Origin of the sequence: Bacillus sp. SORGH_AS_0510 (assembly GCF_030818775.1) — a bacterium.
GTDB lineage: Bacteria > Bacillota > Bacilli > Bacillales > Cytobacillaceae > Neobacillus.
This window is the reverse complement of the sequence record NZ_JAUTAU010000001.1, coordinates 627808-653344: the sequence shown is the minus strand read 5'-3', so window position 1 is coordinate 653344 and position 25537 is coordinate 627808. Positions and strand designations below refer to the sequence as shown.

28 protein-coding genes are annotated in these 25537 nt (G+C 38.7%); 8 read left to right on the top strand and 20 right to left on the bottom strand.

Annotated features, from left to right (window positions below; genetic code table 11):
* Positions 1-135: 135 nt before the first annotated feature.
* The 3 genes from QE429_RS03405 to QE429_RS03395 all read right to left on the bottom strand — a co-directional run bounded on the left by QE429_RS03405 (position 136) and on the right by QE429_RS03395 (position 1298).
* Positions 136-594, bottom strand: a complete 459-nt coding sequence (locus tag QE429_RS03405; protein WP_307284081.1) for an NUDIX hydrolase — start codon at positions 592-594, stop codon at positions 136-138.
* 155 nt (positions 595-749) lie between these two features.
* Entirely contained in the window at positions 750-926 is a 177-nt protein-coding gene (locus QE429_RS03400; protein ID WP_307284078.1) for a hypothetical protein, read from the bottom strand.
* 24 nt (positions 927-950) lie between these two features.
* Positions 951-1298: a hypothetical protein gene (locus tag QE429_RS03395; RefSeq protein ID WP_307284075.1), complete on the bottom strand. Its 348-nt coding sequence runs from the start codon at positions 1296-1298 to the stop codon at positions 951-953.
* Between the two features lie 135 nt (positions 1299-1433).
* Here QE429_RS03395 and QE429_RS03390 point away from each other — a divergent pair, with 135 nt between their 5' ends.
* From QE429_RS03390 to QE429_RS03375, 4 genes are all read left to right on the top strand, one after another.
* Complete coding sequence (locus tag QE429_RS03390; protein ID WP_307284072.1) at positions 1434-1922, top strand: pyridoxamine 5'-phosphate oxidase family protein; 489 nt, start codon at positions 1434-1436, stop codon at positions 1920-1922.
* A gap of 190 nt (positions 1923-2112) precedes the next feature.
* Positions 2113-2226, top strand: a complete 114-nt coding sequence (locus QE429_RS03385) for a YjcZ family sporulation protein (RefSeq protein WP_307284070.1) — start codon at positions 2113-2115, stop codon at positions 2224-2226.
* Between the two features lie 32 nt (positions 2227-2258).
* Positions 2259-2411, top strand: a complete 153-nt coding sequence (locus QE429_RS03380) for a YjcZ family sporulation protein (RefSeq protein ID WP_307284069.1) — start codon at positions 2259-2261, stop codon at positions 2409-2411.
* Positions 2412-3028: 617 nt separating this feature from the next.
* A complete protein-coding gene (locus QE429_RS03375; RefSeq protein ID WP_307284067.1) occupies positions 3029-3448 on the top strand; it encodes a YhfM domain-containing protein in 420 nt (139 codons plus the stop codon).
* Between the two features lie 636 nt (positions 3449-4084).
* Here the strand turns inward: QE429_RS03375 and QE429_RS03370 are convergent.
* The 5 genes from QE429_RS03370 to QE429_RS03350 all read right to left on the bottom strand — a co-directional run bounded on the left by QE429_RS03370 (position 4085) and on the right by QE429_RS03350 (position 9293).
* A complete protein-coding gene (locus tag QE429_RS03370) occupies positions 4085-4714 on the bottom strand; it encodes a glycoside hydrolase domain-containing protein (protein WP_307284065.1) in 630 nt (209 codons plus the stop codon).
* 757 nt (positions 4715-5471) lie between these two features.
* Positions 5472-6158 carry an MBL fold metallo-hydrolase gene (locus QE429_RS03365; protein WP_307284062.1) on the bottom strand — a complete coding sequence of 229 codons (687 nt, stop codon included), beginning with the start codon at positions 6156-6158 and terminating at the stop codon, positions 5472-5474.
* Positions 6159-6221: 63 nt separating this feature from the next.
* Positions 6222-7466 carry a sensor histidine kinase gene (locus tag QE429_RS03360; protein ID WP_307284060.1) on the bottom strand — a complete coding sequence of 415 codons (1245 nt, stop codon included), beginning with the start codon at positions 7464-7466 and terminating at the stop codon, positions 6222-6224.
* 486 nt (positions 7467-7952) lie between these two features.
* Complete coding sequence (locus QE429_RS03355; protein WP_307284059.1) at positions 7953-8369, bottom strand: VOC family protein; 417 nt, start codon at positions 8367-8369, stop codon at positions 7953-7955.
* 531 nt (positions 8370-8900) lie between these two features.
* Positions 8901-9293, bottom strand: coding sequence for a hypothetical protein (locus QE429_RS03350; RefSeq protein WP_307284057.1), 393 nt, complete (start codon positions 9291-9293; stop codon positions 8901-8903).
* Positions 9294-9470: 177 nt separating this feature from the next.
* Here QE429_RS03350 and QE429_RS03345 point away from each other — a divergent pair, with 177 nt between their 5' ends.
* Complete coding sequence (locus QE429_RS03345) at positions 9471-9938, top strand: hypothetical protein (RefSeq protein ID WP_307284054.1); 468 nt, start codon at positions 9471-9473, stop codon at positions 9936-9938.
* Positions 9939-10079: 141 nt separating this feature from the next.
* Positions 10080-10520, top strand: coding sequence for an SRPBCC family protein (locus QE429_RS03340; RefSeq protein ID WP_307284052.1), 441 nt, complete (start codon positions 10080-10082; stop codon positions 10518-10520).
* Between the two features lie 162 nt (positions 10521-10682).
* Here QE429_RS03340 and QE429_RS03335 read toward each other — a convergent pair whose 3' ends face one another.
* The gene (locus tag QE429_RS03335) at positions 10683-11321 is read right to left on the bottom strand and encodes an STAS domain-containing protein (RefSeq protein ID WP_307284049.1); all 639 of its coding nucleotides are present in this window, start codon (positions 11319-11321) and stop codon (positions 10683-10685) included.
* Between the two features lie 112 nt (positions 11322-11433).
* Positions 11434-11706, bottom strand: coding sequence for a hypothetical protein (locus QE429_RS03330; protein ID WP_307284045.1), 273 nt, complete (start codon positions 11704-11706; stop codon positions 11434-11436).
* Between the two features lie 237 nt (positions 11707-11943).
* On the opposite strand from QE429_RS03330, the gene QE429_RS03325 reads away from it, so the two are divergent.
* Positions 11944-12399 carry a 2-thiouracil desulfurase family protein gene (locus tag QE429_RS03325; protein WP_307284042.1) on the top strand — a complete coding sequence of 152 codons (456 nt, stop codon included), beginning with the start codon at positions 11944-11946 and terminating at the stop codon, positions 12397-12399.
* 812 nt (positions 12400-13211) lie between these two features.
* Here QE429_RS03325 and xylB read toward each other — a convergent pair.
* The 10 genes from xylB to rpiB form a co-directional block, all read right to left on the bottom strand.
* Positions 13212-14711 (bottom strand): xylulokinase, encoded by a 1500-nt coding sequence (xylB, locus tag QE429_RS03320; protein WP_307284040.1) that lies wholly within the window; start codon positions 14709-14711, stop codon positions 13212-13214.
* A 72-nt stretch (positions 14712-14783) separates the two neighbouring features.
* On the bottom strand, positions 14784-15770 hold the full coding sequence (gene glpX, locus QE429_RS03315; protein ID WP_307284038.1) for a class II fructose-bisphosphatase: 987 nt from the start codon (positions 15768-15770) through the stop codon (positions 14784-14786).
* 64 nt (positions 15771-15834) lie between these two features.
* Positions 15835-17850: a transketolase gene (gene tkt / locus QE429_RS03310; protein ID WP_307284036.1), complete on the bottom strand. Its 2016-nt coding sequence runs from the start codon at positions 17848-17850 to the stop codon at positions 15835-15837.
* Complete coding sequence (fsa, locus tag QE429_RS03305) at positions 17834-18511, bottom strand: fructose-6-phosphate aldolase (protein ID WP_307284034.1); 678 nt, start codon at positions 18509-18511, stop codon at positions 17834-17836. The genes tkt and fsa overlap by 17 nt, the downstream gene beginning before the upstream one ends.
* A gap of 185 nt (positions 18512-18696) precedes the next feature.
* On the bottom strand, positions 18697-19260 hold the full coding sequence (gene hxlB, locus QE429_RS03300) for a 6-phospho-3-hexuloisomerase (protein ID WP_307284032.1): 564 nt from the start codon (positions 19258-19260) through the stop codon (positions 18697-18699).
* Positions 19261-19265: 5 nt separating this feature from the next.
* A complete protein-coding gene (locus QE429_RS03295) occupies positions 19266-20156 on the bottom strand; it encodes a sugar phosphate isomerase/epimerase family protein (RefSeq protein ID WP_307284030.1) in 891 nt (296 codons plus the stop codon).
* On the bottom strand, positions 20153-21172 hold the full coding sequence (locus QE429_RS03290; protein ID WP_307284026.1) for an ABC transporter permease: 1020 nt from the start codon (positions 21170-21172) through the stop codon (positions 20153-20155). The genes QE429_RS03295 and QE429_RS03290 overlap by 4 nt, the downstream gene beginning before the upstream one ends.
* An 18-nt stretch (positions 21173-21190) precedes the next feature.
* The gene (locus tag QE429_RS03285) at positions 21191-22684 is read right to left on the bottom strand and encodes a sugar ABC transporter ATP-binding protein (protein ID WP_307284023.1); all 1494 of its coding nucleotides are present in this window, start codon (positions 22682-22684) and stop codon (positions 21191-21193) included.
* Between the two features lie 64 nt (positions 22685-22748).
* Positions 22749-23729 (bottom strand): substrate-binding domain-containing protein, encoded by a 981-nt coding sequence (locus QE429_RS03280; RefSeq protein ID WP_307284020.1) that lies wholly within the window; start codon positions 23727-23729, stop codon positions 22749-22751.
* Between the two features lie 267 nt (positions 23730-23996).
* Positions 23997-24455, bottom strand: a complete 459-nt coding sequence (gene rpiB, locus QE429_RS03275; RefSeq protein ID WP_307284018.1) for a ribose 5-phosphate isomerase B — start codon at positions 24453-24455, stop codon at positions 23997-23999.
* A 253-nt stretch (positions 24456-24708) separates the two neighbouring features.
* Between rpiB and QE429_RS03270 the strand changes: the two genes are divergently transcribed.
* On the top strand, positions 24709-25476 hold the full coding sequence (locus tag QE429_RS03270) for a DeoR/GlpR family DNA-binding transcription regulator (RefSeq protein WP_307290717.1): 768 nt from the start codon (positions 24709-24711) through the stop codon (positions 25474-25476).
* Positions 25477-25537 lie beyond the last annotated feature (61 nt).

Below are 25537 nucleotides of genomic sequence, written 5' to 3'. Positions count from 1 at the left end.
TTTCTCCCCCTAATGAGTCAGTTTTATTTATCTATATTTTTCCATATTGTTGAATTATACTGCTCCGTTACAATAATTAAAAAAAGATCGCTACAGCGATCTTCATCTTTAACTCACCCCTTAGTTCATTAAGAACTATTTAATTAGTTGCTCATTATACACACTAATTGGGTGTATTTTCTCTTGTAATAAGTTATTAAATATTTGCTTTATTACACTGGGTTCTCGTAAGTCTTTATTTTCAAATGTTACAAGTTCATTTACTTTTATCCACTTGCTGTCAGAAATTACATCTTCTTCGAGAGTTAGAGAACCTCCTGTAACCTCACCAACAAAATGGAATAAAATAACTTGATTGTTTGTACTACTAACAAAATTATATACACCAGTAGTACCAATCAGTTTTACATCCAAACCTGTTTCCTCCTTAACTTCCCTCTGAGCTGTATAGAGAATGTCTTCACCTTTTTCGATATGACCACCTGGAAAGTTCCACTTATTAATAGCAGTAGGTTTATTCTCTTTTATAATCAAGACTTTATCGTCATTAAAGATTGACACATTTGCTACTAAAACAATTCCATCTTGCGACATTTGATTCTCCTCAAATCCCTTTTAAATTTACATTTATCTCTATTATTCCTATTTACCTTTCTTTCACTAACCTGTCCCGTTCGTTCAACAAGGAATAGCCACCGCCGAACCCAAATGGCCGCTGAAACTTAAACTCTCTGCATCCGTTAGTTTATCTAAGAGGCTCGCTTCTTTCCTACTTGCTTTTTTCTACCAACCCAAATAGCGACTAAGAAAAGAATCCATCCAATGATATCCATAATTACATTCCCTTTGTCTCCTATGCCATCAATTGTTAACCCGATCAATAAAGACCCTATAAGAATAAGTGGGATAGCAAATAGAAACCTCAAATTAGATAACCTCCCTTATTTCCATTATTTCTGTACTGTTCGTAGATTCCAAACTTTATATATAAGTTTAAGGACCCAATAAAAGAAGAAATAGTTAAATAGGAGTCCTAAAGAAGCAAAACTTAAGTGCCCTCCGCTATGATACACAAAGCCATTAGCTGGAAAACCAAAGTAATAAGCACCAGAATCTTTTGCAACCCGATAGCCTATTGTTGGGATGATTGTGAAAACAACAGTTAAAAACAAGCTCAATATGGATAAGCGTTTTTTTATGCCAATGATCTTACCCTTGAGACTTAATAAAGCGAATATCAATAATGCATTCAACCCAAGTCCCAGAATAAAAGGAATTACATTTAGCACCTGCTCCATCCAAAAACCCCTCGTTTCAAAAACGGATTATTATCCATATTTTAACACAAAAGGAAGCCGCAGGGACGGTTCCCACTGAATAAAAGTTCACGGAAAGGGTATTATACATCTTAAAGCATTTATGAGGTGATGGAGATGGCTAACATGTTGAAACAAGAGGAAATGGAAACGTTAAGGGAGTTAATTAAGGACATAGACACGGCTATGCTGACTACGGTCAGTGAAGACGGGCTTGTTTCTCGTCCTATGAAAACACAAGAAGTGGAGTTTGATGGTGACTTATGGTTCTTCACTAAAAAAGAGACTGATAAATATGAAGAAATTTTACATGATCATGATGTCAATGTGGCATATGCAGGTAAATCCTATGTTTCCGTCCGTGGCAGAGCAGAAATCGTTGCGGATATGGGTAAGAAAAAGGAACTGTGGAGCAAAGCATATGAGAAGATCATGCAAACGTCTTATGATGACCCTAACGTGGTCTTAATAAAGGTAAATGCAGAAGCAGCCGAATATTGGGATACCGGTAATTTTACTAAGAAAGTCGCCTTTCTCTACAAACGCATGACCGGGCAAAGTGCTCAATCGACAGATGTGAATGAAACGATTGAAATGAATAAATAAAGAAAATCATTTTGAATATGCAAAAAAGGATAATACCCTCAATTAGGTATTGTCCTTTTTTTCTTGGATGGCAGTAGCCACCGCGATATTTTCAAATTGTATAGATTAGGCTTGTATATTTTGAAAAAGCACTGACAACTTTTGGATTTTAACATATTTTGTATGGAATAGTTGTAAAGGAGGTTTTCAAATGGATGGTGTAGGAGCTGGTGGAGGTTTCGCATTAATAGTTGTATTATTTATCCTTCTAATTATTATCGGAGCATCCTTTATGGGCGGAGGATATGGCGGAGGATTTTATTAATTAAATAATACTAATTGAAAGGGGGGATAAAAATGTACGGTTATGCTGGATTCGGCGGCGGCTTTGGCGGTTGTGGCTGTGGTGGCTACGGTTACGGTGGCGGCTTTGGTTATGGCGGAGGTTTTGCCTTAATCGTTGTCTTGTTTATCTTATTAATTATCATTGGAGCAACTTGCTTTTATTAATTAAAAGCATCCAACCTAAATTGTTCAAATAAAAAAGCCCTGTTTAGGGCTTTTTTACTTGGCTTTCATGCACCGAACGCATAAAAAGCCCTGAGGAAGTAAAATATATGGCGTTTTGTCTGATGGTCACTTCTAGCTTATGCATCAATCTAAATAACGTATCGGCAGATTAAGCCCTTATTTAAGCCACAGGGACGATTCTCCTGGTTTTTCCACCAAAAGAAACGTCTTTTTCACCACGTTTTGACTGTTTTCCCTATAAGCTATACTAATTAATCGTTTAGTTAATACGAGCATAAACTCATCGATAGGGCTATTCCTATCAAAAATATCATAAAAAGAATGTCGGCCAACTCTCCGCAAGTTTCCCTCATATTCCTCAAAAAAGTCCTTATTTCTCTCAAATCGACTTCTTTCCCTGTTCTTCCCTTTAATTCGAAAGTAATCAAACGTTTGGTTAAAAGAAGGGTGATTACTTGATATCAGTGGATTCTTACACCAACTCCAATAAAAAGATTGTCGATAGATGCTCTAGAACCATTTCAATTTATATGTATATCACAACCTGATACTTTTCTAAATGAAATACGTCTTATTAGTAAAGGGGGCGATGAATCTTGAAAAAACTCAACTATTTGATTGTTTTTATCGGAATCATTTCATTATTTGCAGCAGGCTGTAATGGCGTAACGAAGAATGAAGAGCAATATATCAAAGTGGAAAAGCGTGTGGAGAATGAAGATAAATATGAAGACTTCAAAAAAATCACTGCCAATACCAAGGTTCAAAAGGTGAAAGATATAATAGAAAATAGTGATTGGGAAAATGCAAAAGTATCGATGGTACGCCCACCTGATTACCGATTTGTATTTCAATTTAAAAATCCGGAAATAAAAGCAAAAGCGGTGTTATACGAACTTTGGATCAGTCCAAAAAAGGACCAAGTTGAACTAGTAATTGACGCCCAAAGTAAATACATTCAATTGGACAAAAAGAAATCTGCATCACTAATCAAAATACTCACCAGCGAAAAATAATTTGGAATTAGCACAGGATATACACATTTAAAATGCGCATAACCCCAGCGATAGAGTATTTTCATCTCAGATAGCTAAAAAGATTGTCGGTCAAGGATCCACGCGGTCTTACTTTTAAATGGGAATGTTTTTGTTTATAATAGACATATAATAAAAAGAGAGAAGTGTTCTAGCACCTCTCTCCCGCAACCTCGACCGTCAGGGTGGTGGTTGTCAAAGTATTTTATTTATGAGAGCCACCCTTTTGCTTCCTACGGCGCGGGTGGTATTCTTGTTTTCTAGAACGTTTTTCCGAAAGAAATACGCACTAATTTCACGTATAACCCCTTTCAGAACTTCACGTAGGACTTCAAGAAATGTTTCCATGATTATCACCTCCCTCCCGAAACGGAAAGAAGCGCAACAACCCACCACCCCAACAATATTCAGTTGCAACTACATTCTATCACTATTAATCCACATAAAGGCCTATCATTCTTCGACAAAATTCGGGCGGTGACAGGCGCGGTAATCATTCTAAAAGACCCTACTTACAAATTGTAAAAAGGCCAGACTAGCTCATACCCGCTAGTTTGGCCTTTTTACGCGCAAAACTTCCGATTGTCCCCTTTGAGAACCGTCCCTATGGCACCCTTATTACCAGGCAGCAGAATAAGCTGCTGATTGGATTAGGTTTGTATCAACATTACACTGTTTTCCATCAAGTCCGTACTGCCAAATGGATGCATTAATGGAATCTGGTGTCTTCGGATTGTATTTAGGTGCTTTATCTTTTGCAGTTGTCCCTGTTTCTGGATTACTAGTCCAAACGAAAATCTTATTTTTGAACTCTTTATTTTTGGCAATGGCCTCGTTATACGCATTGGTTAATTCTTTACCATCAAGAAAAACACCATATATCCCTGGTTTGTAAGCAGAAGAAGATATGGTTTCAACCCATCCCCGAATGAATTCCGCATCCACTGGATACTTAGGTTCAATATCTGCGTAAATCACTACTCCTTCAGGAATTCCCAGTTCCTTAGCAAGAGCAATGGCACCTTTTGCTTCCTCTACTCCGTTTTGATAGGTGGTAGCATCGGTAAAGTGGTTATAGATCGGTAGGATTTTTATCCCTTGTTTTTTAAGAAAAGCAACTTCTTCTGAAGTCAATCCTGTCGAGACATCTTGCTTATCTCCGATATATCTTCCAACCACATCCGGTTTTCCGTAATTTTGCTCGACACATTGATAAAAGGCTTGGTCGATTTTACTTGCAGTATCCACACCCCAATAAATCTTGGAAGTGTCTGGCTTATTCTCTTCGGGCTTTTGAGGTTTCTCTTCTGACTGGCTAGGGGGCTTCTGTGGTTGTTCATTTTTAGGTGGTTGGTTAGAAGGTTGTTGTTGGGTCTGTTGTTGATCTTGAGGTGGTTCGGCAGCTGTGTTTTTGGAATTGTGATCTTTGTAGATGGGAATTAAAATTAGAAAAGCTAATGCAAAGACTGAAAAGATACCTAAAAAGATTCTTGAATTTTTGATTGTCCCTCTCTCCCTTCGCTGTTCCTGTTGAAAGTATATTCAGCGAGAGAAAAACGGGATTGGGCAAAAATAGGCATTAAGCACTGTTTTACATGCATGAAAAAAGACTTAATTTTTTTAACTTCTTTCTTTTTCTCCCTCTCAGGATTATAGATAATTAGGCACGAAAGACGGATTCCTGAAGTCATTTACACCAGAAATAGAAACAGAAGAACGTCCCCAATCTCCTCCCCTTCACCTTCACCTTTGATGGCAGTCCCATGGGTGTCTTAGAATGGAAACATAAAATCGGGTTCTATTGAAGGCTTTGAACAATATTCACGGTTTGAGAGTTTCCAAGAGTTTTATCATCATATCGAGCAGTGGATTCTAAAAAACGAAACATACATTTTCAAAGGGGAACTAGTTGGATTGAAAAACCAAAGGGACGGTTCTCATGGTTTTTTCCTAACCATCGAACCGTCCCATTCGTCATTGTTATATTAACATTTCAACCTACACTTTAAATGGATAACTTCCCCCCATGATAACAATAGAAAGTATCCGCATCTAGATTTTTAATCTTCTCCAAGGATGCTTCAGCTTTCTCCCTATTCAAGCAAAAATGTGGGTTAGCAATCTCCAAATGACCCTTCTCATTCACAGCTGCGTCACCCGTTATAACAGCCTTCAAACTTGGAAAGAACAATGAAATATGACCGGATGTATGTCCTGGAGTTGCTACAATTGTACATTTTCCATCTAAAATCTTGCTGCCATCTCGGACTGTTTCATCTACGGACACATGCTTTAAATTCTTAAGTTGCTGAACAAACCATTGGCCAAACTCCAATTCTTCTTTTGGCAATTGGTCTAGCAGCTCTTCCGCTTGAACTAATCTCTCCGCTTTTAACACACCACTAATGTATTTGGATTCAATCTCACTAGCAATGATATGAACCCAAGGAAATTTTGCCTTAAAATCATATAAGGACCCAATATGATCATCATCATAATGCGTGATAACAATATTCTTCAAATTCTTAATGTCATATCCACTTTTTTTGATTTCTTTCTCAATTAGAGGTAAGAAGCCTGTGTACCCAGTATCTACTACCGTTAAATCATGATTATCAATGATTAAGCTCGGATAAATACTATTTTTTTGTCCATTAAATTCAAATTCGATAGGCAGTTCTAAAATCTCCATGTTACTCCTCCTTAGGGACAGTCCCCCGGCGCGTTAACGCGCTGGGGGACTGTCCCCACTCTACTACTTATTTACAACAGGAAGGCTGACTACAAAAACGCTTCCTTCCCCTACTGCACTTTTAATTTTTATGGTGCCTTTTAGCTCGCGAATAATGCTAAATGAGACCATAAGTCCAAGACCTGTTCCTTTTTTTCCTTTTGTAGAAAAATAGGGCTCCCCTAATCTATTAATCTGTTCCCGTGTCATACCGATGCCAGAATCAGTAATCTTAATTTTCACTTCGTTCGTTAACAATTCAGTCTCAATACATAACCTTCCGCCATGTGGCATAGCCTCTATACAATTCTTCAATATATTGAGGAAGCATTGACGAAACCGATTCCTATCACCGAGGATGAAACAAGGATGAATGATCTCAAAGTTCAGCTCAACGGAATTCATATTTGCCATGGGCTGTAAGGATTTCATAATCTTTCCCAGTTCTTCAATAGGATCATACCTCTCAATGGTCTGCAAAGAGGGTTGTCCAACGGTTAAATAATCCTTAATCACTTGTTCAGCAGCATGAAGTTCTGTCAAAGCGATATGAATATACCCCCTTGTAGTGTCTTCCATTTTCAAATCTTCTAAAGCAAGCTGTAAAAAACCATTCACTGCTGTTAGTGGATTCCGAACCTCATGAGAGATCGCTGCACTCATGTGACTGACCAATTCAATTTTTTGTGACTTCACCATTTGCTCGGTAAGAAACTTATTTTGTTTCATTTCCTCAATTAAGTAGGAAATCATACAGGTTCCAATACACACTATGACAGTGGTTATCGCAACATCCTTAAGTCCTTTAGCCGAATGCCCAGTAATCAATAGACCAATATAGATTAGTAAATTCATGATCACTGCAGTAGTAAGCACGACGCAAAGCCTCTTTTTTGCGTTTTGCTTAAGGAACCACGGGCGCGCATACTTTAAATAAATGGCTAAAAGGATATAGAGCGGTAGAACGGACCAAAAAGCACTGTCAAATCCAAAAAACACTCCTCTAAAAAGGAGCGAAAAGAAAGTTAGTAGTGGCCCAAATCCAAAATAAAACCCGCCTATGAGGATAGGAATTTGCCTTAAATCTACCATGACTCCATAATGTCTTGTTGAAAAGATTAGACATATCATGACCGATAATAACAAACCTATAATACTTAAAACCTTTGGAAGGGAATTCTTGTAGTACCGTTCAACCCAAAGATTAAAAATAAACAATAGAAGCATGATGATTGTAAGATTGAATGACAGGTCCCTAACCAGTTCCACATAGCCACCGCCTAAAAACGTTATTATCCCTTTATTTTAAGACTTTCCTATTATTTCAACAATTAAAAACAGTAAGAATATTGATGGAATTTTTAATATAGTATTCTGTTACTCTTCATTGTTGATTTAAGAGAGTTCATTGGCGGAGAATTTCCGGCTATTTTATATGGAGGAAGCTTAAGAAACAGAAATAAGCGGAGAAATTCCGCTTTACTGCTCTAAATAAGGCAAAATACCAACGATTTTGAAACATAAGCGTAAAAACTCCGCCTATTTTTAAGGAAATATGGGTATTTCCCAACTTAAGCGGAATTTCTTCCCTTATTTTTCAAACACATTGAAATCAACTGATCCTAATATAAAAAATCCCACTGGGCAGCTACACACAGACCCCAAGAAGAAAACAGGATATTCATTTTCTGAATTAGGGAGTTCACAGAGACCTGCTACCTAAAATTTTCAGATTTACGATGGAGTGTCGGGCGTTCAACCTCTAGGCATTTTGCTCTTATCCATATATAACAGGTTCCACCTATGACCGTCCGGATCAGCAAAACCGCAGCCGTACATCCACCCGCCATTTTCGCCTGGTTTGCTAAATACAGTTCCACCGGCACGCTCGGCCTTCAAGGCAAGCTCATCAACTTCCTCCCTGGAGTTCGCACCCAGAGAGAATAACACTTCCGTACCATGCCGCAAATCCGCAACCGTATTGCCAGCGAATCTGCGGAATATGGACTCCGGGAAGAGCATCAAAACAACTTGATTGTCACCGACGATCATGCTGAAAGAGCCATCTTGACTCACATACTGCTCATTCAATCGAAAACCGAGCTGCGTATAAAATGCCTTTGCCCGTTCTGGTTCTCGCACCGGGAGATTCAACCATAATTCTCTCGACATACCTAACAACCTCCTAATATAAAGTTAAAATCATCACTTACCACTTAAAAATTCAATACTTATTAAAGCCTTTCCTTCTTGTTTGGATAGTAAACGCCACCGGAACGGTTCTCCTGGCTTTAACCAAGTCCAGAAGAACAAGCTCCTTTCGACATTATCACACCATTTTCCCTATCTGCTATACTAATCAATTGTTTGTTTAAAAAGAGCTCAAACCCTGCTATCATGCAATTTCTATCCAAAAAGACATAAAAAGAATGTCGACACCCTATCCGCAACTTTCTTCGCTTATTCCATAAAATTCTCGTCCCTTCTCCTTAAACGACAGTCTTCTCTGTTCTTCTCCCTCATTCGAAACTAAACAAACGTTTGGTTAATAGTTGATCCAACCCTTGACCGCACTGATTTCCTTCTTCAAAAGCAGACAAAAAATGGTCGAAAAAGAATAGAGAAAAGCCACAAGAACCGTCCCTGTGGTATCTAGAAAAATAAAAAAGAGAAGTGTTCTAGCACTTCTCGCAGAATAATTTTTTATCTCTTATTCACTGTTGCAATTAACTTTTCTTTAAATAAGTTTAGAAAAGTTTTTTGTCTTACTCCTTTAGCATGATCTTGGAAATAAATAAGCACGGCAAAGGCTAAAGGCAACTTTAACTTAGAGTCAATAGTTATTGGATTGGAATAATCAACTTTAAATTCTTTTGTCGTTTCATGTATCCATACTGGATACATATCCTTAGCATCCACACCAGGGCTATCACTAGCGAATATTTCTGGAATAAAATATACTTCTTCCTGATCAAGGACCATAATAACGTCTTTCATTGTAACGTTTAAACCAAACAGATCTGGAGAAATTTCTCCTACTTCATAAATCGAAAAAAACTCTTTAGTAATCTCTCTGATGGAATTTAAATCGTACATTGTTTCACCTCAAGATATTTAATAGTTAGTAAAAATAAACTATTTCCAATATACTATATATTAGATAAAAAAGGGGATAAAATGGATTTTATAAGAAAATTACTTAAGCTTGGAATATATCTTTCTACCTATTTTTTTGTAAAATCTACTAGTCGAAGAATAATAAAGGAGGTTCGTATGGGATTATTTGATTTTTTCACGAAAAGAACACTAAGTAAAGCTGAGATAAACAGCATCCTTGAAAGAGAATGGCACTTACAGAAACCTCTTATTGATCAAATTGTAATAACAGAATGTGAAAAATTGGTTAATAAAGAAGATTTAATTATTATCTTAGAATCAGGGTTACATAAAGAATTTGTGTCCAAAATTCTATTAGATCTATTCATTGATAATTTTGGTTACCAACTTGGTGCCATCCATGGATTGCGTGCTGATGTAGTAGATGTGCCTATGAATCGTAATACCACAATAATAAATTCTTTTAAAAACAAGATAAACGCCTTAAACCAAAACTATCCTTTTAAAGACAGTGAAATGCTTAAAAATTGTTACGAACAAATTGCCATGAAAGTTTGTACCATTGGACAAGAACGTGGAAAAGAAAATTACTACCTATTTAAAGATACGATTATTCGCAAATAAGCAAAGCGGATTTAGCAAGGTTAGTATTTATATCATTCTATAATCCCTTTGGTAAAGTTATATTATGGTATAATATTACCAGTATTTATAACATAGTTTCACTTGAAAAACCATTCATACATATCGAAAGTAGGGATCATAATGGCAACAGGGACACATACAGTAGAAATTCCAGTGGATGTACAGGCAGTTTGGGATTATGTTAGTGATCTGGAGAAATGGGCAACATCAGTACCAGCCTATAAGGAACATGAAATCATAAATGACAAGCAATCCATTTGGACATTTGAAGGTAGTGTGAAAGGGTTGAAAAAAACCATCCAAGCGCAGGTAGATATCTCCGAATGGAATGAACCTTCCAATATTAAGTTTGAACTAAAAGGCTTATCCGATAATTTTACAGGAAGCGGTCACTTTACTGCAGAAGATGGTAATGGGAAAACAACCATGACATGTACAGTTGACGTCCGTGCAGGAGGATTATCGGGTGCAGTGTTAACCCCCATAATTAAATGGGCGGTTCCAAAAGTTGCCTCTCGTTTAACAGAATCGATCGCACGAAAAATTGCAGTATTTGCCTAGTTTTTTTGGAGAACCACCCTTTTGCTTGACATGGCGTAGGGTGGTTTTCTTGTTTTCTAGACCGTACTTCAGAAATATTTTCAGGCAAAATTCTGGAGGTGCCAGACACCTGAACAACAACCTCGATGTGATGAAAAACCCACCAGAATGGCCCCCACTTTTTTATTCTTTATTAAGTGGGACAAGTTGGTAACCATTTTGTCTGATGGCAAACTCCACACCTTGCTGCAAACTAGAAAATGTCTTTACATCATTTAGCAAGATCTGCGAGGTGGAAATGTCCATACTCAGTTTTGGTGAAATTCCCACTATACAACATTCGCTTCCAAGCAAGCGAATAGCAGCGATTAATTTTTGAATATGATGGATTGTCAATTCATCAGCGTTTGAAAGTCCTGTCACATCAATTAACAGATAATTCGCCCGTTGTCTTGAAACCTCATATAAGGCACTTTCCATTATGTCACTAAGTCGTTCTTCATTGTATTTCCCTATCATTGGAATGACTAGAATGCCGCTTAGGACAGGAATAATCGGAGATGATAATTCCTTTATTAATTCAGATAATTCCCTTGTCCGTTCATTTACCTTTTCTTCCAATTCCAAAATGCTCTGCTGCTCTTTCCTTCGAGCTAAATCATGAATATTTTGAGATGGAGTAAAACTGGACTGGAAATATTCAATTTCATCATAATCGAATCCATCTGATTGTCTTTTGGTAATCCTATACCACATATTCACTTTGAAAAGTCCCGCCAATACACCCGCCCAGTGACTTGGTAAAATGACCGATGCGTCCATTTTATCTTTATCTTTAAATATCCTGTGTTCCCAGCTATTGATCAATCGGATGGTGGCTGTCTTTTCTTCAAAAGAAAAATCAACAATGTCATATTTTCCCCAACCAGCATTTCTATATATCCCCGTAGTCTGCTAATAGTTGTTCATAATCCTCTCTTCCTTCGTAGTAGGAAGTGACAAGGTGCCCCATTTGGTAGCCGGTTGACTCGAACACAGTCCTGCTTGCTTCTTTACCAGACACTTCTTCTATAGTCTCAAGAAATAATTTGATTGCAGAATCCCAGAATAAAAGAGCGGGAGCACCATCAAATAAAAATAACCCTGCCTTTTTGTCCCAAACAAATTCATTTTTATTTACGTTAATTTTCGCCTCATGTTTCGTCATTTTATCCTCAGTCCCCCCTTGTAGTTTCTATATGTAAGTTTTCTTGGCTCCGTGTACTTAACCAAATTAAGGTAAACTCTATCAAACTGTATTATAAAGAATTTAATTAGAGTTTCCAAGTTCCATCCAACTTCCCACAATAATCATTCTATCAACTTTCTATACAATCCTAGTGGTGACTGGAACGAAAATCCAGTAAAATTCACTTAGAAGGATTGAGCAGAAGGGGGTTAGTACATGATTTTGGTGAGTTCCTGCTTAGCAGGGTTAGATGTGAGATATAACGGGACAAATTGTTTAAATGACAAAATTAGTAAATTGGTAGAAGAAAATAAAGCTATAACAATATGCCCAGAACTACTTGGTGGGTTTTCAACGCCTAGAGAACCAGCAGAGATTATTGGTGGAAACGGCGAAGATGTACTGGATGGAAACGCTAAAGTTGTTGATCAATCAGGTAAAGATGTGACCCAACAATACATAAAAGGAGCCTATTCAACTCTAGAAAAAGCGATAGAATTACAAGCGACATTGGTAGTTTTAAAGGAAAATAGCCCATCTTGCGGCAGCTCAACCATATATAACGGTGAGTTTACCGGGAAAAAAATGACGGGAATGGGAGTCACTACTGCTTTACTAAAAAGAAATGGGTTAAAAGTAATTTCAGAAGAACAATTGGCAGAGATCCTTTAAAAGTTCGGGTGGTGCCTGGCACGAGAACTCCACAAATCATAGCGGAGATTTTCCGGCAATTGGATGTAGAGGAAGCTTAAAAGGCAGAAATAGGCGGAAAAATTCCGTCTATTGTATATGAGGAAGCTTAAGAACAATTAAGCGGAGAAATTCCGCTTAACTGCTCTAAATAAGCCAATATACCAATGATTTTAATCATATAAGCGGAAATTTTCCGTTATTTTTCCATCCACAGTGAAATCAACATTTAGTTGTATCAGAGCCTAATATAAAAAGACCGGGTCGGTAGCTACATGCCTGCTCTATATAGGTAAGCCCCTACTAGCAACATCCCCAACTAAATTCCAGCCAAAATGAATAGCTACAAGCTAGGCAAATCCCCCATTAACCAACAGAATTCTTCAATTTTCCCTATCTGCTATACTAATTAAACGATTAATTAAAAGTCCCACGAACCGCTCCATTTACATATTCCTGACCAAAATCGCATAAAAAGAATGTCGATAATCCTTTCCCTATATTCCCCTACCATTCCACAAAACCCTAGCCTTTTCTCTTTAGCTGACTCAAATCTATCTCTTTCGCCCTTTTCCGATACTAATCAAACGATTGGTTAAAATAAGTGGTTCCCTAATAAACATTGGATTCTTGCCTGAAAACTATCAAAAAGAATGTCGACAACTGACTTCTATCTTTTAAACCTTTCTTTTATAAAAATGAACTCAAATTGGTGACTATGAAGATTCTTAAGCAGCGACCACGAATGCTCACAGTCGCTCTATTTACTCTTAGGTGCCATAGATAATACTTTCCTACTCATTCCGAAATTTCGCAAGCTCTCTATTTAGGTGTAAAGTATGTTGGTAAACCGTCCGATATATATTATAGAGTTCTTCATATATAAATACTTGTTCTTGGTTGGGATAAAAGGATTTCCCTTTATGCACAAATGCCTGAGTACATTGCTCAAGCGTCTCAAACCAATTACAGCCGACTGCTGCAATGATGGCTGCTCCCAGTGCAGGTCCTTGTTGACTCTCAAGTTGGACAATCTCTGCCTGAAATACATCGGCTTGAATTTGAAGCCAGGTTTCATTTTTGGCACCGCCGCCAATGGAAACAATGGTTTGAATGGATTTTCCTGCATTTTTCAGGATCTCCAGCGACTCTCTTAAAGAAAACGTTATGCCTTCTATAACTGCACGGGTAAAATGAGCCAGAGTATGTGCACTGTCTATTCCAATGAAACTCCCACGGATTATTGAATCCGCATGTGGGGTACGCTCTCCTGTTAAATAGGGGGTAAATAGAAGACCCGCTGAACCAGCTGGGATTCTATCAATAGGCTCCAATAATTCTTGAAATGGTCGGTCATTTGCAAAGGTGTCTTTAAACCATGTGAGACTATAACCGGCTGCAAGTGTGACACCCATACCATAGAAAGCGTTTGGTTTGCAGTGATTAAAAAAGTGTAATTTGCCATTATAGTCAGTGTCCCGACTTTCTTCATGGGAAAGAATGACTCCAGAAGTTCCGATACTGCACAATGTGTCACCTTGTGATAGAATTCCTGCTCCAATGGCGCCGCAGGCATTGTCTGCACCTCCTGCAAAAACTTTAACAGCAGGTGACAAACCACATTTCTCCGCAATTTCAGGCAAAAGATTACCTGCAAATCCCGTTGATTCTACCAAAGCAGGGCAAAGATTTTTCGGAATGCTAAAGGCTTTTAAAATTTCTGGACTCCACTCTTTGTTGATGACATCTAATAGAAGGGTGCCAGCTGCATCTGAATAATCCATTGCAATCTGACCAGTAAAACGGTAGCGTACATAGTCCTTTGGAAGAAGGAACACGTTCGCTTGTTTGAAAATTTCTGGTTCATTTTCCTTCACCCATAACAATTTCGGTAAAGTAAATCCCTCCAAGGCAGGATTTTTAGCTATTGTTTCTAGCTTATCTCCTAGTTTCTTAGTAATCTTCCTGCACTGCGCAGTTGTACGAGTGTCATTCCATAATATTGCGTTCCTAAGAATCCGCTGATCTTCATCCAACAAAACAAGTCCGTGCATTTGACCGGAAAAACTAATTCCTTCCACACTACTGCCCTGAATCCCGCTATTATGCAGCAATTTCTGAATAGCTGATATTGTTTGGATGACCCATTGCTCAGGGTTTTGTTCACTATACCCTGATTTTTCATGAATAAGCGGATAGGAGGCAGAGCTTTCTCCGCAAATCTTTCCTTTTTCATTTACCAGGATTGCTTTCACGCTTCCAGTACCTAAATCAATTCCGATTACATAGTTCATTTGTTGCCACCTCCATTAGAAAGGGGAAAGTGATTAAAATTAATTGCCATTAGCCCGCGGATAATGAGTAGTTCAAAGTTGAGAACCAATTTTATTTAAGTGATTAAAAAAATGAGCGTCAATGAATTGAGCCGTTTTCTTTTTTCCACCAATCGTGACAAGAGAATGAGTTTTATGTGTATGACTGTCTATTTTCTGCACTCCCTTTAAAAGGGGACCGTCCGTAATTCCAGTAGCAACAAAAAAGCAATCATCCGTCTTCACAATCTCATCCAGGGTCAGCGGTTGGTGAGGATCGGCTATCCCCATCTTCACGCAACGTTTCCACTCCTCATCATCATTCGGTACAAGCTGCCCTTGAAAGTCTCCGCCCAAGCATTTTAATGCCGCCGCAGCTATCACACCTTCTGGAGCACCTCCAATACCTACCAAAAGATCAACATGAATATGGTCAAAAGCTGTTGCAATCGCACCAGTAATATCAACATCGGAAAACAATTTTACCCTTGCCCCTGCGCAAATGACCTCTTTGATTAGCTCCTCGTGGCGCGGTCGATCCTGAATCATCACCGTCAACTCATTTACTTTTTTCCCAAGCGCTTTTGCCACCGCGTTCATGTTCTCGGTTAATGATACCCTTATATCAATCACGCCCTTTGCCTTTGGCCCCACTGCCAGTTTCTTCATATACATATCAGGCGCATGCAATAAACTGCCTCTTTTAGCAACCGCGAGAACCGCCAAAGAGTTTTCTTGTCCTTTCGCCATTAGCGTCGTTCCCTCGACCGGGTCAACCGCAATATCGACTAGGGGACCATTTCCTGTCCCTAATTCTTCATTAATGTATAGCATCGGAGCTTCATCCATTTCTCCTTCTCCAATCACCACCACTCCACACATATCAATTTCATTCATTCGCTCGCGCATGGCCTCCGTGCCAGCACCATCCGCTTCATCTTTATTACCTCTGCCAATCCATGGAAATGAATCAATGGCTGCCTGCTGTGAGACAGCGAGAAATTCCATCACAAACCCTTGGCTGCATATGTTCCGTTCCATATACATTCTCCCCTCTTATAAAAAAAGACTGTCAAACATGTTCAACAGTCTTTTTCCACCACTTTTAGTTTGTTATTTTCAAATTCGAAACTACTGATTTTGCTTGATTGATCACATTTTCAACCGTAAAACCAAACTGTTTCATAAGCAATTCTCCAGGTCCAGAAGCACCAAATGAATCAATTCCGATGATTTTTCCGTCCCGGCCAACATATCTCTGCCACCCAAAGGAAGAGCCCATTTCACATGATACTCGGCGCTGATTACCGGAGGGAAGAACAGATTCTTTATATTCCTCAGACTGCTTCTCGAACAACTCCCAGCTCGGCATACTTACAATGGCCGCATCAATTCCTTCTTCTGCCAATACCCTTCGTGCTTCAACTAGCAGTGACACTTCTGAACCCGTTCCGATTAGGATGACATCCGCCTGCTCACCTTCTGCTTCTAACAAGACATAGCCGCCACGCGTTATTCCATCTCGTGCCTTCACATTGCTTCCTGGCAAAATCGGCAAGCTTTGCCGACTAAGAACGAGCATGATGGGCCCGACCTTATTCGAAAAAGCATATCGGTATGCTTCTGCCGTTTCATTGGCATCAGCCGGACGAATTGTTGTTAGACCCGGCATTGAACGAAATGAAGCGAGCTGCTCAACAGGTTCATGTGTTGGTCCATCTTCCCCAACCGCTATCGAGTCATGCGTCATAACATATGTTACCGGAATTCCCATTAATGCTGCCGAACGAACGGCAGACCGTAAGTAGTCTGAGAAAACAAAGAACGTTCCGCCAAACGGCTGTACTCCGCCATGCAAAGCCATACCGTTCAACATGCTACCCATTGCAAATTCACGGACACCGAACCAAATATTTTTTCCTTCATAGTTCCCTGCCTTAAAATCCCCTGCATTTTTCAACATGGTTTTATTCGATGACGCTAAGTCTGCCGAACCGCCGAAGATGGTTGGGAGCATTTTCGCAATCTGATTTAACGCATTACCTGATGCTTCACGGGTAGCTATCGCCTTTTGGGACTCATCGTAAAGCTGTAGTGCCCCGTCCCAATCAATCGGCAAGCTTCCGTCAATCAGTCTGAGAACCTCTGAAGCATGCTCCGGATATTCCTGACAATAAGCATCAACTAAATTAAGCCATTCCTGTTCGATTGCCTTACCCTGATTTTGGTAAAAACCCTTTAATGATTCCACCTCTTCTGGAAGTTCAAATGGAGGTAGTGTCCAGTTGTAATTTGCCTTCGCGAGAGCCGCTTCGTCTGCTCCAAGCGGCGCGCCGTGTGACGCTGATTTCCCAGCTTTATTCGGACTGCCATAACCAATCACTGTTTTTACTTCAATGATGGTTGGTTTCGTCATTTCGGCCTTGGCCTGATCAAGCGCTTCATTCATCGCATCCAAATCATTTCCGTCCTCAACCACAAGTGTCTGCCAGCCACAAGATTGGAAGCGTGTTGTAATGTCCTCGGAAAAAGCTTGATCTAAGTCTCCATCCAGGGAAATCTTGTTAGAATCATAGAGTAAGATGAGCTTTCCTAATTGCAGGTGTCCTGCGAGTGAGGCAGCTTCATAGGAGATTCCCTCCATTAAGCAGCCGTCTCCTGATAATACATACGTATAATGGTCCACTACTGGATAATTGGGACGGTTGTACATAGCCGCTAAATGAGCCTCTGTCATCGCCATCCCAACTCCCATGGCAATTCCTTGCCCTAATGGCCCGGTTGTCGCATCGACCCCAACTGTATGTTTATATTCTGGATGCCCCGGTGTTAAGCTGCCAAGCTGGCGAAATTGTTGCAACTCCGAAACCGATAAATCATAGCCAAAAACATGAAGCAAGCTATATAACAAAGCTGACCCGTGACCAGCTGATAGAATAAATCGATCACGGTTAAACCACTCAGGGTTGGTTGGATTAAACTTCAAATGGTTTTTCCATAAAGCCGTAACCGCAGGCGCTGCTCCCATCGCCAAGCCTGGATGCCCTGAATTGGCTTTTTCAATCATATCAATAGAAAGAACACGGAGAGACTGGACGACTTGATTATCTAATGTTTGCATACTGATCATCCTCTAATGATTTTTTGAAAGAATCCCAGTCCTTTAAGAAGCTTTCGATTCCTTTGTCTGTTAACGGATGGCCCCATAACTTTGGAAAAAGTGATCCCGGAATCGTTGCGATATGCGAGCCTGCTTCAGCTGCTGCTTCCATGTGACCAATGTGACGAACGCTCGCAGAGATGATTTCTGATTTTAAACCGTACGTTTCTAGAACTACCTTCAAGCGTTTGATCAGGTCAACCCCATCGATACCAATATCGTCAAGACGACCAAGGAACGGGCTAATAAAAGTGGCTCCGGCTTTTGCTGCCATTAATCCTTGTGCAACGGAGAAAATTAAGGTCACATTTGTTTGGATATTTTCTTTCGATAATACATTAACGGCTTTTAGTCCTTCTTCAGTCATTGGAATTTTGACGACCACATTCGGAGCCCACTCTGCAATGACACGTGCTTCTTCAATCATTTTATCCGCTGTAAGTCCGATGACTTCCGCGCTGACAGGTCCATCTACGATACTACAAATCTCTTTAATGACTTCTTCAAAGGGACGTCCTTCTTTTGCTACAATGGTTGGATTTGTTGTGACTCCATCAACTAATCCTAGTTGATTAATCCTTTTTATCTCTTCAACATTTGCCGTATCTAAGAAAAATTTCATTTTATTTCTCCTCCTTTTAATAGATATATGAAAAGCTTACCGAAACCCCCTTTTCAGTTACTTTCATTTGATTTCATTTTATAATAATTAAGAAAATATAGTCAATAATTATTTTTGTTTTTTATCATTTACTTTCGAAATGAAATCATTCGAAAAAAATAAAAAAGCGCCCCTTTATAGGAGCACTACTCAAGATTTCTATGATTTTCTTCCATTTCTTCCTTTGTTATCGTGACCCGTTCTCTTAAGTCCATTACGATTAAATCAAATATAATCAGCAATGACTGTTCGAATAGGTTGCCCATTGGCTGAATGGATGGAACGACATCAGCAGTGCCAAGATAAACAGAAGCAGGCACAAACAACAATACATCAGCGACTTTTGATGTTTTCTTATGAGGATCGCCTGTAATAACGGCAGTTGTTGCCCCGTTCTTTTTGGCTTTCTCTACAACATAATGAATATGCCCGATTTCTCCACATCCACTGGTGGCAATCAGTAAATCCCCCTTCCCGATGGAAGGTGTGGTTTCATCCCAAATCCAGTGGACATTCAACCCAAGGTGCATCAGCCTCATAGTAAAAGCTTTTGTCGATAAGCCTTCTCTGCCTACACCGATTAAGACGATTTTCTTCGCCTTTAAAATTTCAGCAATTAATCTTTCTACTTCATGTGTGGAAACACGCTTAAAAACCTGGCCCAGCTCTTCTAAAATCACGTTTACCTTTTCATCATACAAATTGGCCACCTACTTTACTCTTCGAAAATTCCAGTTAGTATTTTCATGGTTTCCTTCATATTATGGTAGACCTCATCATCAAAAGCTTCGAATGGTGTGACGACCTCTAAGTACTGAATAATATCCTCTGCATCACATTCTTTTGTGACTTTTTTAATCAATTCCGGTGTAATAATTCCTTCACTTGTGAAATCCCAATGGCGGTCCAAAAGACCGTCTGTTTGTTGAAGATGGATCGCATCCACATACGGGGAGCATTCCTTCAACCACAGAGCCATATCCGCTACATCTTTCAATAGTGGTTTAAATAACGCATGTCCCCAGTCAATCAGAAGCCGAACTGGAACTGCAGTTGTTCCCTCTAAGTCTTTCATCAATTTTACAGATGCTTCTGGACTATGTGGGAACTCTGTATCTAAAGGAGTTGCCTCAATTAATATTTTCTTTAACCCTCGTTCTTTTCCATATGCTGCAATCTCACGAATGGATTCTAAAGCAAACCCGTAAAGTTCTTCACGTTTTTCTGGATTGATTGCATCCTCATGCGACATACCCCCAATTGGCGTTCCAATTGTATCTGTCCCCATGGTAATGGTTAAATCTATCGCTCTTTTGAAAAATTCAACTGCAATTTCTCGCTGCTCAGAGCTAGGTGCTAATAAATGAGCATAGGTGTAAGAGGCGAGCCCGCCAAACGTTCCCTTAAGCTCCAATCCCTCATTTTTAAAGGCTTCGCTCCATTGCTTCGCCAGTACATCCCTTTTTTCAACTGGCCACCAGGGATCAATTAAATCCCAGGTAAATTGGATATATTTGACGTTAAAGTCGTTCTTAATCATTTTCGCTAAGATTTCAGGCCGAAGCCAGCGCTTGGTTGCAAAAGAAAGATTTAATCCAAGCTTCATACCGCCTCACTCCTGATTTGCGTTGTCTTAGTTTTGCGTTTTTTCCTAGCAGATAGCATGGTCGTGATGGAATTAAAGGAAATTGCCAATACCACGATGACTCCACTAACTGCGGTTTGCCAATACGGAGATACCCCAAATAGAACAATAATATTTTGAATCACACTAATAATGGCTGCCCCTAGAATTGCTCCAAACGGATTCCCCATTCCACCTGTTAAGGCAATTCCACCAATAACGGAAGCGGCGATTGAATTCAGCGCCCACGTTTCACCAATACTCGGCTGAGCGGTTCCTAACCTTGCCACCATTAACATCCCAGCTAACGCAGAGAGGAATCCGACTAAAACAAACACCATGGTTCGAATCCTCTGTACTTTAATCCCTAGAATTTTCGCTGCCTCTGGACTGTTTCCTATTGCATACATATATCGTCCAAATTGGGTATATTTTGTTAGAAATAGAACCGCTACTAGAACGATTACCATAATTACAAATGGCATTGGGATTCCCATCAATGACCCTTGACCCAAGAAGTAAATACTTTCAGGGATGTTCATAATTGCTTTTCCTTTTGTTAATACAAGGTTTATGCCTCCATAGACACCGGTCATCCCAATAGTCACAACTATGGAATTTAATTTAAGGCTTGTGACAATGGTTCCGTTAACGGCGCCCAATACTCCCCCCAAGATCAGACAAAGAACGAAAGCTACATACGGATTCATAGAACCCGTTACCATTAGCATGCCGCCAAGTACCCCGCAAAGCGAAGCAATCTTTCCTACTGAAAGGTCGATTTCACCGATAATCATTAAACACGCTTGTCCGAGAGCAATAATACTAATAAAGGCCAAATCTCTAATTAATGATTGTAGGTTGTATGCATCTAAGAAATAAGGAGAAAATGTGGAGGCAATAATAATTAACAAAATAAGTACGAGAGTAATACTGACCAAACCACTTTTTCTTATTCCTGCCGTTAAATTTTTTAGTGTAGAGGGTTGTTGTTCCATTGCGATTTCACTCCTTTATTATGCTAATCTTTTTTTGACACCCATAATGGAATTGATAATTGAAGAATTTTCGGCCTGATTAGTTTCAAATTCATCCACTTTTTCGCCTTCATATATTGTAATAATTCGATTCGAACATTTCTTGATTTCTTCAATCTCAGAAGATATTAAAATAATCCCCATTCCGTCTTCCGCTAGTTGTTTCATAATTTTATAGATTTCCGCTTTGGCCCCTACGTCAATTCCTTTTGTAGGCTCATCAAAGATCAAAATTTTCGGCTTTAAATACATGGAACGGCCAATAATAATTTTTTGTTGATTTCCTCCACTTAAGAATTTAATCTCTTTATTCATGGAAGCTGTTTTCACTTGATAGGCATTAATAATTTCGTTCGCCACTGCTTTTTCTTTTTTACCTGAAATCATCATGAAATTCTTCAGTCTTTTTAACAGTGGAACCGAAATATTTTCCTTTACACTTAATGAAGGAAGAATTCCTTGCTGCTTTCTTTCTTCTGGAATATAGACCATTCCATTATTTACGGAATGATGTGTATCACCCAATTTCCATGGTTTTCCCTCTAACTTTACCGCGCCGGCCCATGCTGGCAGATATCCAAATATGGTCTGCATGATTTCTGTTCTTCCGGCACCGACTAATCCAGAAAATCCAAGTATTTCGCCCTTCCTCAATTGAAAGCTAATATTGGAAAACTTTTCTCCAGTTAGGTTGTCAACATCAAGGATCACTTCATCTGTCACTTTCTCTGACTGGTATCTAGTATTTTCATCGATTTCCCGACCTGTCATTTGTTTAATGACCCATGGTATATCTACCTTATTTAGCTCGGAGTGTGCTACTTTTCTTCCATTTCGAAGAACGGTAATCTCGTCTCCAATGGCAAATATTTCTTCTAATTTATGAGATATAAAGACAATCGCTTTATTTTCTTTCTTTAATTGGAATAGAACTTCAAATAGTCGTTCAGTATCCGCATTAGTTAAGCTCGTTGTCGGCTCATCAAGGAGGATTATCTCAGCAAATTGATCCACTGTACCATGTGCAATTTGTAGTAGCTGTTGTTCCGATACTGAAATTTCAAAGACATGATCATCAGGTCTTGCAGTGATTTGGAACTTCTTTAAGTACGGATCTGCCTGTTTATATAATTCTTTCTTGTTTACAAAGACACTATTAAATCCCGTTTTCGAAAAAGGCATAAATAGATTTTCAGCAACCGTCATATTTTTAAATAAATCAAGTTCCTGTGGAACGTAGGCAACTTTATCAAACATCTGTTTATTAGCGCGTACATCTTGATTAGCAATCTGAATCTCACCTTCGTCAGGAGTATATACACCCGTTAATATCTTTACCAATGTACTTTTTCCTGCTCCATTTTCCCCGATGATGCAATGGATTTTGCCTGGTTCAAAAGCTATATCCACACTATCTAGAGCCACAACTCCAGGGAATCTTTTCGTTATGTTATTTGCTTCAAGTATCTTCACCTATACTCCTCCTTTCTGTATATCAAGACGGGGCTGGTGCCTAACGACATCAGCCCCATACATCTTAGTTTTGCTTAGATAAAAAATCACCTACATTATCTTTTGTAATAACGTCGATACCCGTATCAATGGTTTTCGGAATATCTACACCGATGGAAGCTTGCCATAGCATTAATACAGCCATGGAACCTTGCATTCTGGGAATTGTTGCAGAAGAGCCCTCAAGTGCGCCATCTTTAACTGCTTGCAGAATTGGTTTTAAGCTATCCATACCAACAGCAATGACTTTCCCTTCTTTTCCAGCCTCTTTAATCGCCGCTGGAATTCCGATTGGACCTGAAGCATCACACATTAAGTAACCTTTTAAATCTGGATTTGATGCTAGAACAGCAGCAGCTTGCTGTTGAGCTGTTTGAATATCGTCGTTATCGATTCCACCATCAACGATTGTTATACCAGGATATTTTTTCAATGTATCTACTTGTGCTTTGTAACGCTCTTGGTGGTTTGGAGCCGTTGGGAACCCCTGCATTATAGCAACTTTCCCCTTGTAATCTAGTATTTTTGCCAAGCGTTCTGCTGCAATGACCCCTTGCTCATAGAAGTCATTTCCTACACTAGAAATACCTGAACCCTCTGGTGAAGGTGAATCAAACACAATAACCTTTATACCTTGTTTTCTAATTTCATCTAGAACTTGCTTATTACCCTTTGCATCTAATGGGTCAACTGCAATTCCATCCGGATGGGTTGATGCTGCCTGTTCAAGAATTTTATTTTGTTCCGTTACATCTGCAGTGGTTGGAGCAATATAATCAATTTTCACGTTTACACCTAACTGTTGCTCCAAAACTTTTGCCTCAGCTTTTGCGCCCTTATTTACTTCATCAAACCAAGGGTGAACTACCTTAGGAACAATGACAAATCTAAGATCCTTTTTTTCTACTTTTCCGCCATCAGATGAACTCTTTTCAGAACTACAACCAGCTAACACACCTATGAAAACTATAAGACAAGCAAATAATATACCGACTTTTCTTTTCATCTTATTACCCCCATTTAGTTTCCACTCATAAACGTATAGTTTCTGAATGGCTATAGTTTTAGGACTAACATTCGTCAACTGCACTTCATAACATTCAGAATACGCTTTCAAAAAGTTTTAAAAAAACATCTCTTAGATCTAATGATTTTATTTTGTTGAATTTTTCGAATATTGTCAATATAATTTGTTCTTTTTTTTATTTATTATCTTTTTCTTTTATTTATTTGGTATTGATTGAAATTTGGTATTGTTTTACAAAACATTTGATTAGCTAGATTTACTAAAAAATTCATTCTCTTTATCAATAATCTTCTGAACTTTTCTTCCGGATCTTTCTTCGTTAAATGAGGATTTAAGAAAGGCCTCTGCTAATTTCTTACCAAGTTCAGGTCCAATGACTTGTGCTCCCATGGTCATGATTTGTGCATTATTGCTTTTTTGAGCACGTTCTGCAGAATAAACATCATGACAGGTTGCAGCACGAATACCAGGATATTTATTAGCAGCAATCGCTACCCCTAAACCAGTGCCGCAAATTAAAATCCCACGCTCAATCTTCCCTCCAATAATATCCTTTGAAACTTCAAATGCTACATCTGGATAGTCAACAGAGGAACAAGAATGACATCCGTAATCTATGATTTCTACTCCTTCCCCCTGAAGGTAATCTTTAATTGCTTCTTTGAAATCGAAGCCATTATGATCACACCCAATTCCAATTTTCATTTTCCCATCACCTCGTAAGTTTTATTGACTTAATTATATTATACGTTTTCACTTAGTCAACAATTATTTTTATTTACTTTCATTTACCTTCGTTTATAGCACTATTTTTATATTTTGTATTTTTCGATTTCTTTTTTTATGCTATATTTAAAATAAACTAAGATGATAAATTGTGTGTCCTTAAGGGTTTTGTTGTAAAATGGATGTAAGAAATTTGTCGAATTATAAAGAGGGTGGATTCATTTTGTCAAAAATGTTTACAAATGAAAGAAGAGAAAAAATATTAGAAATCCTACGTGAAAAAAAGCGTGTAACCGTTAAGGAGCTAGCTGAAAAGCTAGAGGTTTCAGAAGCGACATTACGTTCCGATCTAAACGCTATGGAAAAAGATAAACAGCTAACGCGAACACATGGCGGGGCTACCATTGAACAAAAGAAAGTGAAAACAGAAAATACTTTTTCCGAGCGCAAAAGAAAAAATCAAGAAGAAAAACGCAAAATTGGCTTAAAAGCCTATGAAATTATTGAATCAGGCCAATGTATTATCCTAGATGCTAGTTCCACCGCCTTAGAATTAGCGCGTATTTTAAAAGAATCATCTATGAGGCTGACTGTTATCACCAACGGAATTGCATCAGCAATGGAATTGAAGGAAAACCCTAATTTAACGGTTATCCTCTTAGGCGGTTTATTACGGGTTGGATCAATTGGGGTGGAAGGTGTTATGGGAGCATCCCTTCTTAAGCAAATCAACGTTGATATTATGTTTACTTCAGCGAAAGGCTTTACCATAGACGATGGACTTACAGATTTCAATGTATATGAAGTAGAATTGAAAAAGCTTATGAAAAATGCTTCTAAGCAAGTAGTAGCCCTGCTAGATTATTCAAAAATGGGGAACGTCTCCATATCACCATTTGCAAGTACCGAAGAAGTTGATACCATCATCACTGATTCCCAAGCATCAAAAGAAATTTTAGAGCAACTAAAGAAAACTCCAATTAACGTTATAACTTGTTAAAAATCAATTTGACAGAAAACTATAAACAAATTACAATGAAAAACAAAAGTAAATGAAAGTA